Genomic DNA, 15,593 nt, shown 5'->3' with positions numbered 1-15,593 from the left:
TCAGCCGGCCGACCGCGGTGATGGCGGCGGCCTGCCGGGCTCGGATCCGCTCGGTACCAGTTCCGCCCCCGACTCCCGGGCGTGCACCGCCGCCCAGCACGCGGCGGGATCGGCACTGGTCAGCGGCAGGCTTCGGCCATGCCGCTGAGCCATTCCCGGACCGCGGCGCGCTGTTCGGGGGTGAATCCGGCTTCCAGTTCGGCTTCGCGGCGGCCGACGGCGGCATGGGCCTCGGTGTACACGGCGCGACCCGCGTCGGTCACGTAGATCTGATGGGTCCGGCGGTCGGTCGGGTGCACGCGGCGCTCGATCAGGCCCGCCTTCTCCAGGCCGCCGAGCATCTCGTTCGCGGCCTGCCGGGTGCTGCCGACATCGCGGGCGATATCGGTGACCGACTTCCCGGGCTGTTCCTGCGTCATCATCAGCGTCGCATACTGCGAGGTCGTGAGGCCGAAATCCTTGAGTTCCTCACCGATCGCGGAACGCATGCTCAACCACACCGTGCGGACCATGAAGGTCAGGGATCCATCCTGCGATCCGGAACAGCTCACCGCGACAACCCTTTCCAAAGATTGACAGGTTCCTGACAATCACGCACACTGGCGATCGTCAGGTTCCTACCAATCTTATCGAAGGCATCCATGACCATGCCCGCGACGCTGCCGAGATCCCGGCGGCGGCTCGTCCTCGCCGTTCTCCTGCTGTCCTCCCTGCTGATCTGGCTGGACAACACCATCCTCGCCACCGCGCTCGAGACCCTCGCCGATCCGGTGCGCGGACTGGGCGCGAATCCCGCTCAGCTGCAATGGGCCTCGGGGTCCTACACGCTCGTGTTCGCCGCGCTCATGTTCACCGCCGGGGCGCTCGGTGACCGCTACGGGCACCGGACCGTGCTCGTCACCGGATTGATCGTCTTCGCCGCTGCCTCGGTCTGGGCGGCCTACGCCGGTGATCCCGCCGGGCTCGTCGCCGCCCGTGCGGTCATGGGCGTGGGCAGCGCGCTCATCATGCCCGCCACCATGGCGACGGTGACCTGGACGTTCACCGGTCCGGCGCGGGCGTCGGCCATCGGGCTGTTCTCCACCTCCGCCGGTGTCGGACTGGCGGCCGGGCCGCTGCTGGCCGGGCTGCTGCTCGACCGCTTCTGGTGGGGCTCGGTGTTTCTCGTGAACGTGCCCGTCGTCGCGGTCGCATTGATCGGGATCGCGGCACTGGTCCCGAACTTCCGCAGCCCGACGCCGCGGCCGCTGGACCTCGGCGGGCTGGCGCTGTCGGTGAGTGGATTGGCGGCACTCGCCTACGGACTCATCCGCGCCGGCCAGGTCGCCGCATGGACGCCGGCGCAGGTGTGGGCGCCCATCGCGGCCGGACTGGCCCTGCTCGCCGCGTTCGTGATCGTCGAATTGCGTTCCGGGCAGCCGAGTTTCGATCCCCGACTGCTTGCCCAGCGGGTCTTCGGCGGCGGCAACGCGGCCCTGGGCCTGCTGTTCATGGCCATGACCGCCGCCGGCTTCTACGCGGCCTTCTACCTCCAGGGCGCACGCGGCTTCTCACCGCTGGCGGCGGGTCTGATCAACTCCCCCGCCGCCGTTGGCGTGATCATCGGCGGTCCGCTCGGCGTCCGTCTGGTCCGCCGCTTCTCCCTGCGCGCGGTGACCGCGACCGCCCTCACCGTCGGCGCGCTCTGCATGGGCAGTGCGGTCTTCTTCGGACTGCATACGCCCATCATCTGGAATGTGGCACTGGCTGCGGCACAGGGCTTCTCGATCGGCATGGTGATCGGTTCGGTCACCAGCGCCCTCATGAGCACACTCCCGCTCGACCGCGCCGGCGCGGGATCGGCCGTTACCAATACCGTCCGACAAACCGGCAGCGTCCTGGGTATCGCACTCGGCGGCACCATTATGGCCATCACCTACCGGACCGGCATCCAGGCCGCACTCACCGGCCTGCCCGACGCCGCCCGCGAACCCGCCCAGGTATCCGCCGAACAGGCGCGCCATGTGGCCGCCGCGATCGATCGCCCCGACCTGTCCCACGCCGCAGACGACGCTTTCATCCACGCCATGCACGTCGGCGGTGTCTGGACCATGGTCTTCGCGCTGGCGGGAGCCGCCGTCCTGGCCCTGACCCTGCGGCCCCGCCCCACCCCGGCAGCACCCGAGCCCGAGCCGAGCCTGGCGGCCGCCGGTCACGACTGAGCCGATCGGCCCCGCTCTCAGCGAGCGCCACGCCACGCGTCCTGCGCCACCCGACGGCGGTGCAGGGCGCTGCGCTCATCGTCCCGACCGCGATGCGCCTGCACCAATTTCGAGTGCACGCGCCGAGCTTGTTGCAACGATCTCCGGATCGACATGGCCGGTTTCCTTCTGTTCCGAGGGCACGGTGTCCGCACCACCTACCTCGTAAGACGGTCCGGGGCAGGGAAATTCAGCGCGTCGCGCAACCCGGTTCGACGGAATTCCCTCCACACGTGAATCTCGCACGCGCAGCGCGGAAACGTGACCACTCGGATGCCCCTCAGGTAGCGAGAAGCTTCCAGAGCAAGGTCGTCAGCTGGACCCGTTCCTCGGGAGCGAGCGCGGCGAAGGCGCCCGCCGGGCGCCCAGCGACCTCCGGACCATATGAGCACGGCCCAGGCTCCACTCGAGCGCGAACTGTCGGCGATCATGGGCGTGCCCTACGACGAGGTCATGCTCGCCGCGTTCTCGCCGCCGGCCTACACGCTCGGCACCGAGTTCAAGCCCGCGGTCCGCGTCCCGCGTGATCGGGTCCTGCACCGGCAGCGCTGGTGACGAGCGGGACACCGCCCGAATCCTGGGTCACACGGGCATTTCAGGGTTGTCTGTAACCCTAGTTAGCACTTACCTTGGAGTGTGTTGCACCGCACAGGAGCGGCTTCGGCTTCCGGGCGGCGCGGCACAGAGACGAGGAGGCAATGATGGCTCTGACGACGATGTCGGGCTCCGTTCCGGCGGCACGGGACTACGCGGACGTGCTGCACACCCTGTCGGCGGGATCGGTGTATCGCCGATTCGATCCGTATCTCGATATCGCCTGGGACTCACCGGAATTCGCGATCGACCCCCAGGACCCGCGGTGGGTGCTGCAACCGGACATCGATCCGCTCGGCGCGACGCAGTGGTATCAGGACCTGCCCGTGGAGCGGCAGATCGAGATCGGGCGGTGGCGGATCGCCAATGCCATCAAGGTCGGCGCGGCCTTCGAGAGCATCCTGATCCGCGGCATGATGCAGTACATCATGAAGCTGCCCAACGGGTCGCCGGAGTTCCGCTACTGCCTCCACGAGATGACCGAGGAGTGCAACCACATCCAGATGTTCCAGGAACTGGTCAACCGGATCGGCGTGGACGTCCCGGGAATGCGGCCCATCTTCCGGGCGCTGTCGCCGTTCATCGGCGTGGCCGGCGGTTACGCGTGGCCGATACTGTTCATCGGCATTCTCGGGGGCGAGGAACCGATCGACCACTATCAGAAGGCGGTCATCCGCAATGGCGCGCACCTGCCACCCGCGGTGGTGCGTTGCATGGAGATCCATATCGCCGAGGAGGCGCGGCACATCTCCTTTGCCAACGAGTTCCTGAAAGAGCACGTGCCGGGTTTCAATCCGCTGTATCGCAATGTCTGCGGTATCGCCTTCCCGCTCGCCATGCGGTGGCTGGCCGGTGAGATCATGGCTCCCCCACCGGAATTCGCCCGCACCTTCGACATCCCCCGTGAGGTCATCAAGGAGGCGTTCTGGCGCTCCCCGACCGCCTCGAAAATCCTCTCCGGATACTTCGGTGACATGCGCTCCCTCGCCGACGACCTGGGCCTGATGAACCCGGTCACCAAGCGGCTGTGGAAGCTCCTGCACATCGACGGCGACCAATCCCGCTACCGCAGCGAGCCCGAACGCCGGGCGGCCTGACCCCGGGGTTACCCACGGAATCACCCGTCCGAAGTACGATCGGGAATGCGGTCCATTGGAAGGGCTTTCGGCAGCGCGACAACGCGAATACCGAAGGCCCACACCAGGACCGACAAACACGCAGCTCATGCGAGGACGGCACCGGGTGGGCGTAGTAGCGCAACGTGACCGACGCGTCACGATGGCCGAGATACTCTGCGAACTCCCGAATCGATACCCCATCAGCAAGGGCCATCGAGGCGAAGTAATGCCGCAAGGCATGTCGTCCATCAACCGCGATCTATGCTGAAAGACACCGGCAAAAACACAGCATTCACCCACAAACACAGCATTCACCCGAGACGTTGAGACGAGGTCTGCCATGTCCATGTCTCCCACCCTGCAGGATTGTCTGCGTCAGAAGTCCTCGCGGTACGAAGTCGTGAACCACCCTCATAGCGATACGAGCCTGCAGACGGCCGCGGCGGCGCACATCCCCGGCGATCGCCTCGCGAAAACTGTGCTGCTCGAAGACGACAACGGCTATGTCGCAGCCGTGTTGCCGACGACGCAAGCGGTGCGCCTGGACGATCTCTGGGCGCGGACCGGCCGGCATCTGGTGCTCGCGAAGGAAGCCGAGCTGCGCGAGCTGTTCAAGGACTGCGATACGGGCGCGTTGCCGCCGATCTGCATGGCCTACGGCATGCAGACCTTCCTCGAGGAGGATCTGGCGCTGGAGCCGGAGGTCTATTTCGAGGCCGGCGATCACGAGGCGCTCATCCATATGGCGCAGGACGAATTCCTGTCACTGATGGAAACGGCCGAGGTCGCGCATTTTTCGTACCGGATGTAGGGCATCGTGTCCCGAGCGGCAACCAGTGCATGACCGCAAGCAGTGGACCGGGCTCCCGGCCGTTCCCGAGAGCCTGCGAGCACGGTGGCCGGACTGCACGCGTCCGCGAGCCCAAGCCGTCCACAAGCCGTCGGACGCTCACCGGCAGCCACAACGACCAGGGCGAACAGGCAGGTCCCGGCGCGGTGCGGTAGAACGCTGACCTGGGACGACGTACTCTGGCCAAATGCGGTCCATTTGGAAGGGCTCCATCGCGTTCGGACTGGTGAATGTCCCCGTGAAGGTCTACACCGCCACGGAGGACCACGACATCAAGTTCCACCAGGTGCACGCCGCCGATGGCGGACGCATTCGCTACGAGCGGTTGTGCACGGTGGACGGGCAGCCCGTGCAGTATTCCGATATCGACCGAGCATACGAATCACCCGACGGGGATCGGGTGATTCTCACCGAAGAGGATTTCGCCAAACTTCCGGCGGCCGAGAAACACGAAATTCCCGTCTTGCAATTCGTGCCGTCGGAGCAGATCGATCCGATTCTCTTCGACAAGAGCTACTATCTGGAACCCGATTCGACCACACCGAAAGCCTATGTGCTGCTGGCGAAGACCCTCGAACGGGTGGACCGGGTGGCGCTGGTGCATTTCACGCTGCGCCAGAAGACCCGGCTCGGCGCGCTGCGGGTGCGCGACGGGGTGCTGGTGCTGCAGACGCTGCTGTGGCCGGACGAGGTGCGGGCGGTGGCGTTCGACAAGCTCGAGGGCGTGACCGAGCCGAAGTCCCAGGAATTGCAGATGGCCGAGACGCTCGTCGACACGCTGTCCGACGATTTCGATCCGAGCCTGTACGTGGACGAATATCAGATCGAATTGAAGAAACTGCTCGACGAGGCGATCGCCAGCGGTTCCAGCAAGGTCACCCGGGCGCCCGAGGCGGCGGTTCCGGCAATGGATGCCGAGGTGGTGGACCTGGTCGCGGCCCTGCAGCGCAGTCTCGAAGCCTCCGGACGCAAGGCGAGCGCCGCACCGGCCCAGGCCACCGAGGCGGCGAAGGCGACCGCGGAGAAGAAGCCCGCCAAGAAGGCCGCGAAGAAGGCTCCGGCCAAGCAGACCCGCAAGGGCGCGTGATAGCACGCCACCTGCGTGGCTTCGCTACCCGGCGGGACCCCGGGTAGCCAGCACCCACCTGGCAAACTGACGGGCATGGATTCCGACATATCCATCCATCCGGATATCGCCGTCGTGCCCATGGGGCTCGGGCATCTGCGTCAGGTCATCGACCTCGGCTACCAGGTGTTCGACACCCAGGCCAAGCCCTACACCTCATGGTCGCTGACCTCGGTGGCCGAGCACCTCGACAGTGCTGGCCGGTCCTGCTGGGTGGCGGTGGATTCGGATCGGGTGGTCGGACGCAGTCGGATCACCGGGGACGGACGGCACGGACGGCCCGCCCGCTAGTTGTCGGACCCGCGCGCTACGGTCGCGGGCATGACCGCCGTCGACGAGACCATGATCGCCATCAACGACGCCGTAACCCTTGGCCGCCAAGGTGATACGGCGACGGCGCGGAAGCAGCTGACCGCGCTGTGGGACGCCATCGGCGCGGGCGGCGACCCGCTGCACCGGGTCTCGCTCGCCCATTTCCTGGCCGACCTCCAGGCGCACGCAGCGGACGCGCTCACCTGGGATATCCGCGCCCTCGACGCCGCCGACACGCTCACCGATGAGCGGGCCCAGGCCCACCATGCGGGGTTGAGTGTCCGGGGTTTCTATCCGTCGCTACACCTGAATCTCGCCGACAATTACCGCCGCCTGGGCGCTTTCGACACCGCCCAGCGCCACCTCGACGACGCCCGTCACCGGCTCGATGCTCTCGACGAGGACGGCTACGGGCTCGGAGTCCGGGCTGGCATCGCGAATGTCGAAGCGGCACTGGCGGAACGCTCCACCGAGCAGCTACCCACGCACCCCGCCGCGTCATAGCGGCCGTGGAACCTTCGAGCATGTCGGCCCGGTAATCATTGCCGGGCTGGACCAGGCGATATACGCTGGCCGCGACCACCGCCCAGCGAAGGGAACGCCTCGATGCCGCAGCCGCGACCCGAAGTAGCTGCGCCGCAAGCGGATCCCAGGGGGCGACGCGCCGGACTGGGCGTGACCCTCCTGCTGGTCGTCGCCACGGGCGGACCCGTCGCGATGACCGGTCCCGCCGCCGCCGACGTACCCGGCACGGCCACGCCGGTTTCCTGCTCCCCAGCCGAACCGGCGGTGGAACTGCCCACCCGCACGCCGGTCGTCGACTGGTCGGAGAATCTGGGATTCGACGCGGCCGGGGACCTCTGGGTGGCGCGCACCTTCCGCAATGCGGTCGAGCGGTACGACCGGGACGGTCACCTCGTCGTCAGCGTGCCGGTGTCCAGCCCGGGCGCGGTCCGGCTCGGCCCGGACGGGCTGATGTATGTGACATACGGCAATTCACCGTTCGCAGGGCTCGCCGGGCAGGGCGGCGTGCTCCGATTCGATCCCGACGCGGCTGTTCCGCAGCCCGAGGTCTTCGCTTCCGGGCTCGGCCAGGCCAATGGGGCCGCCTTCGATGCGGCCGGGAATCTGTTCGTCGCCGACACCACCGCCGACACCGTGGAGCGGATCCGGCCGGATGGGACCCTCGACACCGAGTGGACCGAGCGGGCCCGGAACGCGCTGGCGGCCAAGGGATCCGGCGCCGACGGGATCGCCGCGGCCGGGAAAATCCTCTATGTGACCCTGCTGGAGAGCCCTACGGCGCGCATCGTCGCGCTACCCATCGACGATCCGGCCCGGGCCGACGTCGCCGTCGATCTGGCGCCCGCACCGCTCACCGGACCGCTGCTCCCCGACGATCTGGCGATCGCCGCCGACGGGTTGCTCTACATCGCCACCGGCAGTGGGCAATTCGTGCGGGCCGATCCGGTCACCCACACCAGCTGTACGCTGCTTTCGGGACAGCCGCTGACCTCTGTGGCCGTCGACCCGTCCGACGACCACACCTTCATCCTCGGCACCGAGGGCGGCGATGTGCTGAAGGCGCACCTGCGCTGACGTTAATTGTCCTGCGCGGCACGGGCTCTTCCCTCCCGGAAGAACTCCAGCAGGCCCTCGACCGTCGCCACCTCGGCGCGCGGGCGCATCGCCCCGAAGGAGGCGTTCCAGAACCCGCCCTCGCGCCGGGTCCACGGCCCGACGTACGCGTAGGGCTTCGGGTTGTCCCAGTCTCCCGGGGAGACACCGTAATTCACGTCGTCGACCGCGACGGACAGATCGAAGTGCTCGGGCCACAGCACCGGTTGTTCCTCGGCGAAGCGCCGTAGTGCGGTGTCTCCCACCGCGAACCAGTCGTGCACCGTGGTGGCGGCGTCGGCGTCGACGCTGAAGGGTTCGTCCGGATCCATGCGGGTGCCATCGGAATACAGGCCCGCGGGTGGGGCGTCGGCCGCGAATCCGGCGGTCGAGGCGAGGTCACTGTAGGTGCCGTGCAGGCGGATTCGGCCCTGTGGCCATACCAGATCGGTGCCCGTCACCGACACCGGCCACTTGATGCCGGTGAAGCCCCCCAGCACGATACGCATGCGGATACTGCCGAATCGGCGGTACTGCGGGCCGGCAATCAGCAATTCGGCCGCCGCGTGCATCGCGAACCGGGTGTCCTCGTAGGTGATGTCGTCCACCGGGAAATCATCTCCGTCCGGCCGGGCATGTTGCTGGAAAATGGACTCCGGCAAACAAAACAGCGCCACACCGGACGAATCCGGTGTGGCGCCAGGGTGATTCGCGGTCGGTCAGCTCGCGTTGTCGGTGCACGCCGACAAGATGACCTTCGCCTGGCGCGGCGAGGACGACCCCGTGTCCGGGAAACCCGGGGCGCTCTTGCCGAGCACATTGATGGCGGCCGACTCGGCCTCCACCTTGGAGGGGGCCCACGCCCAGCCGAAGCGGGTGTCGGCGCCCTGTGCGACCGCGCCGCAGGCATTGGCGAAGTGCACGACGACCGCGCAGTCGCCGCCGCCGCACTTGTCCACGGCGGTGCTGTCCGCGCTGTCCCAGCTGCCGTAGTTCACGGCATAGGCGACGTTTCCGGTGCTCTTGGACAGCGCCAGCGCGCCGTACAGGTCACCGGAGGTGGCAACAAAGACCGGTTCACTGTCCGCCGCGGAGGCGGTTCCGGCGGCCACGGTGCCGATCGCGGCCATCGACGTAACGGCGAGGCCTACACCGGCCTTGCGCAGCAACGACATTCGATACTCCCCGGGGATGGAAGGTGATAACGGCCGTCATCATGCCAGACGCTCAGACCCGGCGCATGACCGAGACAACCTTACCCAGCACCTGGGCATCGTCGCCATCGATCACCGGGTAAGCCGCATTGCGCGGCTCCAGATACACATGGCCGTTGGCGCGGCGGTAGACCTTGACCGTGGCCTCGCCGTCGATCATGGCGGCCACGATCTCACCGGTGTGCGCCTCCTGCTGCTTGCGCACCACCACGATGTCGCCGTCGCAGATGGCGGCATCGACCATGGAGTCACCACGAACCCGCAGGCCGAAGACGGTGCCGCGGCCCACCAGCTCGCGCGGCAGCGACAGCACATCGTCGGTGTGCTCCTCGGCCAGAATCGGCGTGCCGGCCGCGATATCGCCCACCACGGGCACCGGCACCGAATTCTCGTCCTGCTTCCACTGCGGCCCGGCCGCCCGCAGGAACAGCCGCACATCCATGGGCCGGGTCACCGATTCACTGCGCTTGAGAAACCCCCGCTCCTCCAATTCGCGCAAATGCCGCGAGACAGACGAAGCCGACTTCAACCCGACCGCATCGCCGATCTCCCGCGTACTCGGCGAGTACCCGTGCCGCTGCACCCAATCGCGAATACTGCACAGAATCCGCTGCTGCCGCTCCGGCAATGTGGAGGTGTCGAGATGCTCGAACCCGTCGAAGTCGTCATAGGTCACCGGAGAATCCTACGGTCCGGACCGGCTGTTCCCGGTCACGACCGGCCGTGTCATTACCGGTCACGACCGGCCGTGGCCCGCGCGAGTGCCGCCTCGGCCTCGGCAGCGAGAGCGCCGACCAGGTCTGCCGCAGGTTGGACACTCTCGATGAGATCGACCGCCTCGCTCGCCCACACCGGAATCGGCGGCAGTTCGCCGCTCGCCACTGCCGCGCGGTAGGCCCGCCGGGCACCCTCGTCACCGATGAGTTCGGATTCGCGTCCGCGCCATTGGTCGAGAATCGGGTGCGGAAGCGTGCGCGCGGTGTATTCCGACGGCCAGTTCGCATCACGCACGATGTCCAGCACGCTACTGCGCTCGGTGTTCTCGCCCCCGCCCTCGATGATGGCCTTGCCGACGAAGGGATCCGCCAAAGTCTCGATGCTCGCCTGGAATCGAGTACCGATCAGCGCCCCCGCCGCACCCAGGGTCAGCGCGGCGGCAAGCCCACGCCCATCGGCGATACCACCCGCCGCGAGCACGGGAATCGGCGGCCCCACCCGATCGACCACTGCCGGCACGAAGCTCAGCGTCGAACGCCCGCGCCGCGCACCGTGACCGCCACCCTCGGTCCCCTGCGCCACGATCACATCCGCGCCCACGGCCACCGCCCGCTCCGCCTCGGCCATATCGGTCACCTGGATGATCAAGATCGCGCCCGCCGCCCTGATCGGCTCGACCAAGGGCCGCGGATCCCCGAACGACAACATCACCGCACGCGGCCGGTACGTCAGCGCCAGTTCCACCACCGACCGGGACGCACCCCAAGCAAGAAAGCCTATCCCCCAAGGATTTTCGGTGCGATCGCTGACAATCCGCAGCTCCCGATCGACCCACTCGGCCTCGCCACGGCCGCCCCCGACCAGTCCAAGCCCGCCCCCCTCGGACACCGCCGCGGCCAGAGCCCCACCGGCCGACCCACCCATCGGCGCAGATGCGATCGGATACCGCACCCCAACCAGCTCGGTGAACGCAGTACGTAATGCCATGGGCCCCTCCGCTTCCGCACCGACGCGTGGCCGCGAGCCGCCCACGCCGACTCCCACGCTAGCGCCACGGGTGAATCCGGCAAGACTGGTCAGGACAAGCGGGGTCATGCCTTCGCGGCCCGGGCGCACGATCCCGATGGCCCTGGGCGCGGATACTGCGCAGCGCGACGTCCCGGAGATCGACGCGCATAGGGTGGGTGGCGTGGAGGATCACGAGAGGTTGTTCGATCGGGTTCGTGGGGCGATGTTGGGTGGAGCCATCGGGGATGCGTTGGGGTGGCCCATCGAATTCCTCAGCCTCGCGCAGATCCGGCAGCGGTATGGGGAGAACGGCGTCGGCGGGTTCTTGCCGGGGCCGATCGCGGGTGCGGCACAGCAGATTACCGATGACACGCAGATGACGTTGTTCACGGCTGAAGGGTTGTTGCGGTGTCCGACGGGCGCGGATCCGGCGCCGGTGTTGCGGCGGGCGTATCTGCGATGGCGGGATACTCAACAGCAGGAGAAACCCGCGGCCGATGTGGACGGGTGGCTGGCGGGGCACCAATTCCTGTATGCCATGCGGTCTCCGGGCAATGCCTGCTTGACCGGGCTGCGGCGGCAGGCCGAAGAGTTCGTGCCGCCGTTGGAGTTCGGGGAGCCGGGGCCGGTGAATCCGAAGTCGAAGGGGTGCGGGACCGTGATGCGGTCGGCACCGTTCGGGCTGGCCGGATTCGGCGCCGACCGCGCGTTCTATGCCGCCATGCGATGCGCCCAGCTGACCCACGGCCACCCGACCGGCTACCTCGCGGCGGGCGCCTTCGCCATCTTGATCGACAGCGTCCTGTCCGGAACCGAACTACCGATCGCGGTGCGGGACACCATCTCCCGGCTCGCCCCGATGCCCGCGAGTGCCGAAACGATCACTGCCTTGGCCGCCGCCCTCACCACCGCGCACCTGGGTGACCCCACCCCGGAGCGGCTGGAGCAAATCGGCGCGGGGTGGTGCGCCGAGGAGTGCCTGGCCATCGCCGTGTACTGCGCGCTGCACACCTACCGCACCGGCGACATTCGCGCAGGATTGCTGCTGTCGGTCAACCACTCCGGCGACTCCGACTCCACCGGCGCGGTGGCCGGCAACCTCATCGGCGCCATCCACGGCCTCGAGGCCCTGCCCATGGAATGGGTGGCCGCCGTCGAGGGCCGCGACGAATTGTTCCGGGTCGCTGACGATCTCGTCCTCAACTTCTTCTACAACGATCGTACGGCCCTGGCCGACCGGTACCCCCTCGACCGAGGCCTCGACCAGTGATCGGGCATCACCTCGGTAGTAGAAGCACACCAGGCCGACACGCCGGTTGCGGCAGAACTGTAGCCAGTCCCGGATCTGGTCGACCGACTCCCGAACGCCCGGGTCGGCTCGACGATCCAGCTCGACCGCGTCGAAAGTTCTTGCGAGCGAATCGACCCCGTCCACCTCGAGTGATCCTGTGCACCGGAAATCGTCGATCCGCGCCATCGACCCCGGGACGCCGCCATAGGTGAGAGAAGACTTCCAGCGCGTACCCGTATGCGAAACCGATGCCCTCACGGGCGGCTCTCCGCACAGCAGCTGCCGGAGCAGCTCTTTCGGCTCGATATCGACCTCGAAATCCTCCGACATGTCCGGCTTCCTGAGCGCGTAGGCGGGCATGCGCGCCAGGGTGTCATCCACGAGTTCCGCTGCCGAAATAGGTTGCCGCGGTGCGTCCTCCCGAGACGGCCTTCAGGCGGGCTTGCAGCAAAGGCATGGCCCACAGCATGTGCGCGGTCTGGGCACGACGCGCGGTCAGATGTAGGCGGCCATGACCGGCTGCAGCTCGGTCAGCCGAATGTATATGGACTCGAGCCGAAAACGACGATGCGGACCGATCCACATCGGATCGGTCCGCATCGTCGGCGGATCCATTGGACCCGCTAGACGGTGAAGCCGAGCGCGCGCAGCTGTTCGCGGCCGTCGTCGGTGATCTTGTCGGGGCCCCACGGGGGCATCCAGACCCAGTTGATCTGGAGGTCTTCAGCCAGGCCGGAGCGCACGAGGGCGTTGCGGGACTGGTCCTCGATGACGTCGGTCAGCGGGCAGGCCGGGGAGGTCAGGGTCATGTCGAGTTTGGCGATGCCGCCCTCGAAGGTCATGCCGTAGACCAGGCCGAGGTCGACGACATTGATGCCGAGCTCGGGGTCGACGACGTCGCGCATCGCCTCTTCCATGTCCTCGAGGTGCTGGATCTCCTCGGGGGTGAGTTCCTTGGCCTGCTGGTCGGTTTCGCTCATCTCTACTCCCCGTTGCCCATCGTCTTCTTGGCTTCCTCGGCCGAGGCTATCCGCACCACGGCATCCTTGAACGCCATCCAGCCCAGCAGCGCGCACTTCACGCGGGCGGGGTACTTGGCGACGCCGACGAACGCGATGCCGTCGCCGATCACCTCCTCGTCGCCCTCGACCGTGCCGCGGCCGGTGACCATCTCGTCGAACGCCTCGACCACCTTCAGCGCCTGCTGCACCGGCAGGCCGATGACCTGGTCGGTGAGCACCGAGGTGGACGCCTGGCTGATCGAGCAGCCCTGGCCGTCGTAGGACACATCCTTGACGTCGCCATTGCCGTCGATATGCACACGCAGCGTCACCTCGTCACCACAGGTGGGGTTGACGTGGTGCACCTCGGCGCCGAAGGGCTCGCGCAGCCCTCGGTGGTGCGGGTGCTTGTAGTGGTCCAGGATGACTTCCTGGTACATCTGCTCCATGCGCATGTTTTATGCAACTCCGAAGAAGCTCTGGGCCTTCCGCACGGCGGCCACCAGCTGATCGACCTCGTCGAGGGTGTTGTACACCGCGAACGAGGCCCGCGCGGTCGCGGCGATACCGAAGTGCCGGTGCAGCGGCCACGCGCAGTGGTGGCCCACGCGGACGGCGACACCCTGGTCATCGAGGATCTGGCCGACGTCGTGGGCGTGAATACCGTCCACCAGGAACGACACCGCGCCGCCACGGTTCACGTTCTCGGTCGGGCCGATGATGCGGACGCCGTCGAGCGCGTCCAGGCCTTCGAGCGCCGCGCTGATGAGCGAGTGCTCGTGCGCCGCAACGGCTTCCATGCCGACCTCGCTCAGATACCGGACAGCCGCGCCCAATCCGACGACCTGCGAGATCATCTGCGAACCCGCCTCGAACCGCTGCGGCGGCGGGGCGAAGGTCGAGTGATCCATGTACACGGTCTCGATCATGGAACCGCCGGTGATGAACGGCGGGGTGTCCTCGAGCAGCTCACGGCGGCCGTACAGGATGCCGACGCCCGAGGGGCCGAGCATCTTGTGGCCGGAGAATGCGGCGAAGTCGACGCCCAGCGCCTTGAAGTCCACCGGCATGTGCGGCACCGACTGGCAGGCGTCCAGCACCACGATCGCGCCGACTTCCTTTGCGCGGCGCACCAATTCGGCGACATCCGCGACCGCGCCGGTCACGTTCGACTGGTGGGTGAAGGCGACCACCTTGGTGGCCGGCGACAGCTCCAGCGAGTTCAGGTCGATGCGACCCTCGTCGGTGACGCCGTACCACTTCAGCGTCGCACCGGTCCGGCGCGCGAGCTCCTGCCACGGCACGAGATTCGCGTGATGTTCGAGCTCGGTGATGACGATCTCGTCGCCGGGCCCGACGCGGTACGGGAATCGGTCATCGGAGAAGGCGTAGGCCACCACGTTCAGCGACTCGGTCGCGTTCTTGGTGTACACGATCTCGTCCGCGCCGACGCCGACGAACGCCGCGATCGCCGCGCGCGCCGCCTCGTAGGCCTCATTGGCCTCCTCGGCGAGCTGGTGCGCGCTGCGATGCACGGCCGCGTTGTGTTCGAGCAGGAATTCCCGCTCGGCGTCGAGCACCTGCAGCGGACGTTGCGACGTCGCACCGGAATCCAAGTACGCCAACGGTTTTCCATCGCGCACGGTCCGGCTCAGGATCGGGAAGTCGGCCCGGATCCTGGCGATGTCGAGAGTCCCCACGGTGCTGGTCATTTAGGCTCCTACGGAAGCGGAGGTGAAGCGCACGTAGCCATTCGCGTCGAGTTCCTCGGCCAGCTCGGAGCCGCCCTCGGCCACGATGCGGCCGTTCACGAACACGTGAACGAAGTCGGGCTGGATGTAGCGCAGGATGCGGGTGTAGTGGGTGATCAGCAGGATGCCGCCGGTCTCCCGCTCCTTGTAACGGTTCACACCCTCGGAAACAATCCGCAGCGCGTCCACGTCCAGACCCGAGTCGGTCTCGTCGAGGATGGCGATCTTCGGCTTGAGCAGGCTCAGCTGCAGGATCTCCTGGCGCTTCTTCTCACCGCCGGAGAAACCCTCGTTGACCGAGCGCTCGCCGAAGGCCGGATCGATGTCCAGCTCGGCCATGCCCTCCTTGACTTCCTTCACCCAGGTGCGCAGCTTGGGGGCCTCGCCGCGGACGGCGGTGGCGGCGGTGCGCAGGAAGTTCGAGACCGAGACACCCGGGACCTCGACGGGGTACTGCATGGCCAGGAACAGGCCGGCCCGCGCACGCTCGTCGACCGACATCTCCAGCACGTTCTCGCCGTCAAGGGTGATGGTGCCCTGGGTGACGGTGTACTTGGGGTGCCCGGCGATGGCGTAGGACAGGGTCGACTTGCCGGAGCCGTTGGGGCCCATGATCGCGTGGGTCTCACCGGACTTCACGGTCAGGTTGACGCCCTTGAGGATCTTGATGGGCTCGGCGTTCTCGTCCGGGTTGGCGACCTCGACGTGCAGGTCCTTGATTTCCAGGGTGGTCATCGAATTCGAATTCCTTTGC

The 15,593-nt window shown here is 67.4% G+C and carries 19 protein-coding genes; 9 read left to right on the top strand and 10 right to left on the bottom strand.

All coding sequences use genetic code 11. From position 1 onward, the window contains the following. Positions 1–119: 119 nt before the first annotated feature. The gene (locus tag ABZ909_RS24580) at positions 120–551 is read right to left on the bottom strand and encodes a MarR family transcriptional regulator (RefSeq protein ID WP_357003439.1); all 432 of its coding nucleotides are present in this window, start codon (positions 549–551) and stop codon (positions 120–122) included. A 90-nt stretch (positions 552–641) separates the two neighbouring features. Between ABZ909_RS24580 and ABZ909_RS24575 the strand changes: the two genes are divergently transcribed. The 3 genes from ABZ909_RS24575 to ABZ909_RS24565 all read left to right on the top strand — a co-directional run bounded on the left by ABZ909_RS24575 (position 642) and on the right by ABZ909_RS24565 (position 3,931). Continuing rightward, positions 642–2,201: an MFS transporter gene (locus ABZ909_RS24575; protein ID WP_357003437.1), complete on the top strand. Its 1,560-nt coding sequence runs from the start codon at positions 642–644 to the stop codon at positions 2,199–2,201. Positions 2,202–2,624: 423 nt separating this feature from the next. Further along, the gene (locus ABZ909_RS24570; RefSeq protein WP_357003435.1) at positions 2,625–2,795 is read left to right on the top strand and encodes a hypothetical protein; all 171 of its coding nucleotides are present in this window, start codon (positions 2,625–2,627) and stop codon (positions 2,793–2,795) included. 146 nt (positions 2,796–2,941) lie between these two features. After that, positions 2,942–3,931 carry a diiron oxygenase gene (locus tag ABZ909_RS24565; protein WP_357003433.1) on the top strand — a complete coding sequence of 330 codons (990 nt, stop codon included), beginning with the start codon at positions 2,942–2,944 and terminating at the stop codon, positions 3,929–3,931. On the opposite strand, the gene ABZ909_RS24560 is transcribed toward ABZ909_RS24565, so the two are convergent. Then, positions 3,849–4,187: a hypothetical protein gene (locus ABZ909_RS24560; protein WP_357003431.1), complete on the bottom strand. Its 339-nt coding sequence runs from the start codon at positions 4,185–4,187 to the stop codon at positions 3,849–3,851. The genes ABZ909_RS24565 and ABZ909_RS24560 overlap by 83 nt on opposite strands. 111 nt (positions 4,188–4,298) lie before the next feature. On the opposite strand from ABZ909_RS24560, the gene ABZ909_RS24555 reads away from it, so the two are divergent. The 5 genes from ABZ909_RS24555 to ABZ909_RS24535 all read left to right on the top strand — a co-directional run bounded on the left by ABZ909_RS24555 (position 4,299) and on the right by ABZ909_RS24535 (position 7,839). Beyond that, complete coding sequence (locus ABZ909_RS24555) at positions 4,299–4,763, top strand: YbaK/EbsC family protein (RefSeq protein WP_357003429.1); 465 nt, start codon at positions 4,299–4,301, stop codon at positions 4,761–4,763. Between the two features lie 226 nt (positions 4,764–4,989). Then, on the top strand, positions 4,990–5,889 hold the full coding sequence (locus tag ABZ909_RS24550) for a Ku protein (RefSeq protein ID WP_357003427.1): 900 nt from the start codon (positions 4,990–4,992) through the stop codon (positions 5,887–5,889). 75 nt (positions 5,890–5,964) lie between these two features. Then, positions 5,965–6,219, top strand: coding sequence for a hypothetical protein (locus ABZ909_RS24545; RefSeq protein ID WP_357003425.1), 255 nt, complete (start codon positions 5,965–5,967; stop codon positions 6,217–6,219). Positions 6,220–6,249: 30 nt separating this feature from the next. Then, positions 6,250–6,744, top strand: coding sequence for a hypothetical protein (locus ABZ909_RS24540; RefSeq protein WP_357003423.1), 495 nt, complete (start codon positions 6,250–6,252; stop codon positions 6,742–6,744). Positions 6,745–6,846: 102 nt separating this feature from the next. Beyond that, positions 6,847–7,839 carry a hypothetical protein gene (locus ABZ909_RS24535; RefSeq protein ID WP_357003421.1) on the top strand — a complete coding sequence of 331 codons (993 nt, stop codon included), beginning with the start codon at positions 6,847–6,849 and terminating at the stop codon, positions 7,837–7,839. A gap of 2 nt (positions 7,840–7,841) precedes the next feature. On the opposite strand, the gene ABZ909_RS24530 is transcribed toward ABZ909_RS24535, so the two are convergent. The 4 genes from ABZ909_RS24530 to ABZ909_RS24515 all read right to left on the bottom strand — a co-directional run bounded on the left by ABZ909_RS24530 (position 7,842) and on the right by ABZ909_RS24515 (position 10,775). Continuing rightward, positions 7,842–8,465, bottom strand: a complete 624-nt coding sequence (locus tag ABZ909_RS24530) for a hypothetical protein (RefSeq protein ID WP_357003419.1) — start codon at positions 8,463–8,465, stop codon at positions 7,842–7,844. Positions 8,466–8,576: 111 nt separating this feature from the next. Beyond that, complete coding sequence (locus tag ABZ909_RS24525) at positions 8,577–9,032, bottom strand: DUF4189 domain-containing protein (protein WP_354846753.1); 456 nt, start codon at positions 9,030–9,032, stop codon at positions 8,577–8,579. Positions 9,033–9,084: 52 nt separating this feature from the next. Beyond that, positions 9,085–9,747 carry a transcriptional repressor LexA gene (gene lexA, locus ABZ909_RS24520; protein WP_357003417.1) on the bottom strand — a complete coding sequence of 221 codons (663 nt, stop codon included), beginning with the start codon at positions 9,745–9,747 and terminating at the stop codon, positions 9,085–9,087. Between the two features lie 53 nt (positions 9,748–9,800). Next, positions 9,801–10,775: a nitronate monooxygenase gene (locus ABZ909_RS24515; protein ID WP_357003415.1), complete on the bottom strand. Its 975-nt coding sequence runs from the start codon at positions 10,773–10,775 to the stop codon at positions 9,801–9,803. A 106-nt stretch (positions 10,776–10,881) separates the two neighbouring features. On the opposite strand from ABZ909_RS24515, the gene ABZ909_RS24510 reads away from it, so the two are divergent. Continuing rightward, the gene (locus ABZ909_RS24510) at positions 10,882–12,066 is read left to right on the top strand and encodes an ADP-ribosylglycohydrolase family protein (RefSeq protein ID WP_357003413.1); all 1,185 of its coding nucleotides are present in this window, start codon (positions 10,882–10,884) and stop codon (positions 12,064–12,066) included. A 644-nt stretch (positions 12,067–12,710) separates the two neighbouring features. Here ABZ909_RS24510 and ABZ909_RS24505 read toward each other — a convergent pair. The 4 genes from ABZ909_RS24505 to sufC are packed head-to-tail and all read right to left on the bottom strand — an operon-like array spanning position 12,711 to position 15,574. Beyond that, complete coding sequence (locus ABZ909_RS24505; protein WP_357003411.1) at positions 12,711–13,067, bottom strand: metal-sulfur cluster assembly factor; 357 nt, start codon at positions 13,065–13,067, stop codon at positions 12,711–12,713. A 2-nt stretch (positions 13,068–13,069) separates the two neighbouring features. Next, complete coding sequence (gene sufU / locus ABZ909_RS24500; RefSeq protein ID WP_357003409.1) at positions 13,070–13,543, bottom strand: Fe-S cluster assembly sulfur transfer protein SufU; 474 nt, start codon at positions 13,541–13,543, stop codon at positions 13,070–13,072. A 3-nt stretch (positions 13,544–13,546) separates the two neighbouring features. Further along, positions 13,547–14,800 carry a cysteine desulfurase gene (locus ABZ909_RS24495; RefSeq protein ID WP_357003407.1) on the bottom strand — a complete coding sequence of 418 codons (1,254 nt, stop codon included), beginning with the start codon at positions 14,798–14,800 and terminating at the stop codon, positions 13,547–13,549. After that, the gene (sufC, locus tag ABZ909_RS24490; RefSeq protein WP_357003405.1) at positions 14,801–15,574 is read right to left on the bottom strand and encodes a Fe-S cluster assembly ATPase SufC; all 774 of its coding nucleotides are present in this window, start codon (positions 15,572–15,574) and stop codon (positions 14,801–14,803) included. Between the last annotated feature and the right edge of the window lie 19 nt (positions 15,575–15,593).

It is taken from the genome of Nocardia sp. NPDC046763, assembly GCF_040645495.1.
Classification (GTDB): domain Bacteria; phylum Actinomycetota; class Actinomycetes; order Mycobacteriales; family Mycobacteriaceae; genus Nocardia.
Note: the sequence above shows the minus strand (reverse complement) of the source record. Positions and strands in the feature narration are given on the sequence as shown.

Excerpts from the sequence above, each read along its gene's own strand:
- ABZ909_RS24540 (WP_357003423.1), top strand. The coding sequence starts at position 6,250 with ATGACCGCCGTCGACGAGACCATGATCGCCATCAACGACGCCGTAACC.
- ABZ909_RS24550 (WP_357003427.1), top strand. The coding sequence starts at position 4,990 with ATGCGGTCCATTTGGAAGGGCTCCATCGCGTTCGGACTGGTGAATGTC.
- ABZ909_RS24495 (WP_357003407.1), bottom strand. The coding sequence starts at position 14,800 with ATGACCAGCACCGTGGGGACTCTCGACATCGCCAGGATCCGGGCCGAC.
- ABZ909_RS24565 (WP_357003433.1), top strand. The coding sequence starts at position 2,942 with ATGGCTCTGACGACGATGTCGGGCTCCGTTCCGGCGGCACGGGACTAC.
- ABZ909_RS24555 (WP_357003429.1), top strand. The coding sequence starts at position 4,299 with ATGTCTCCCACCCTGCAGGATTGTCTGCGTCAGAAGTCCTCGCGGTAC.
- sufC (WP_357003405.1), bottom strand. The coding sequence starts at position 15,574 with ATGACCACCCTGGAAATCAAGGACCTGCACGTCGAGGTCGCCAACCCG.
- ABZ909_RS24505 (WP_357003411.1), bottom strand. The coding sequence starts at position 13,067 with ATGAGCGAAACCGACCAGCAGGCCAAGGAACTCACCCCCGAGGAGATC.
- ABZ909_RS24535 (WP_357003421.1), top strand. The coding sequence starts at position 6,847 with ATGCCGCAGCCGCGACCCGAAGTAGCTGCGCCGCAAGCGGATCCCAGG.
- ABZ909_RS24515 (WP_357003415.1), bottom strand. The coding sequence starts at position 10,775 with ATGGCATTACGTACTGCGTTCACCGAGCTGGTTGGGGTGCGGTATCCG.
- ABZ909_RS24545 (WP_357003425.1), top strand. The coding sequence starts at position 5,965 with ATGGATTCCGACATATCCATCCATCCGGATATCGCCGTCGTGCCCATG.
- ABZ909_RS24575 (WP_357003437.1), top strand. The coding sequence starts at position 642 with ATGACCATGCCCGCGACGCTGCCGAGATCCCGGCGGCGGCTCGTCCTC.
- ABZ909_RS24510 (WP_357003413.1), top strand. The coding sequence starts at position 10,882 with ATGCCTTCGCGGCCCGGGCGCACGATCCCGATGGCCCTGGGCGCGGAT.
- ABZ909_RS24525 (WP_354846753.1), bottom strand. The coding sequence starts at position 9,032 with ATGTCGTTGCTGCGCAAGGCCGGTGTAGGCCTCGCCGTTACGTCGATG.
- ABZ909_RS24570 (WP_357003435.1), top strand. The coding sequence starts at position 2,625 with ATGAGCACGGCCCAGGCTCCACTCGAGCGCGAACTGTCGGCGATCATG.
- sufU (WP_357003409.1), bottom strand. The coding sequence starts at position 13,543 with ATGCGCATGGAGCAGATGTACCAGGAAGTCATCCTGGACCACTACAAG.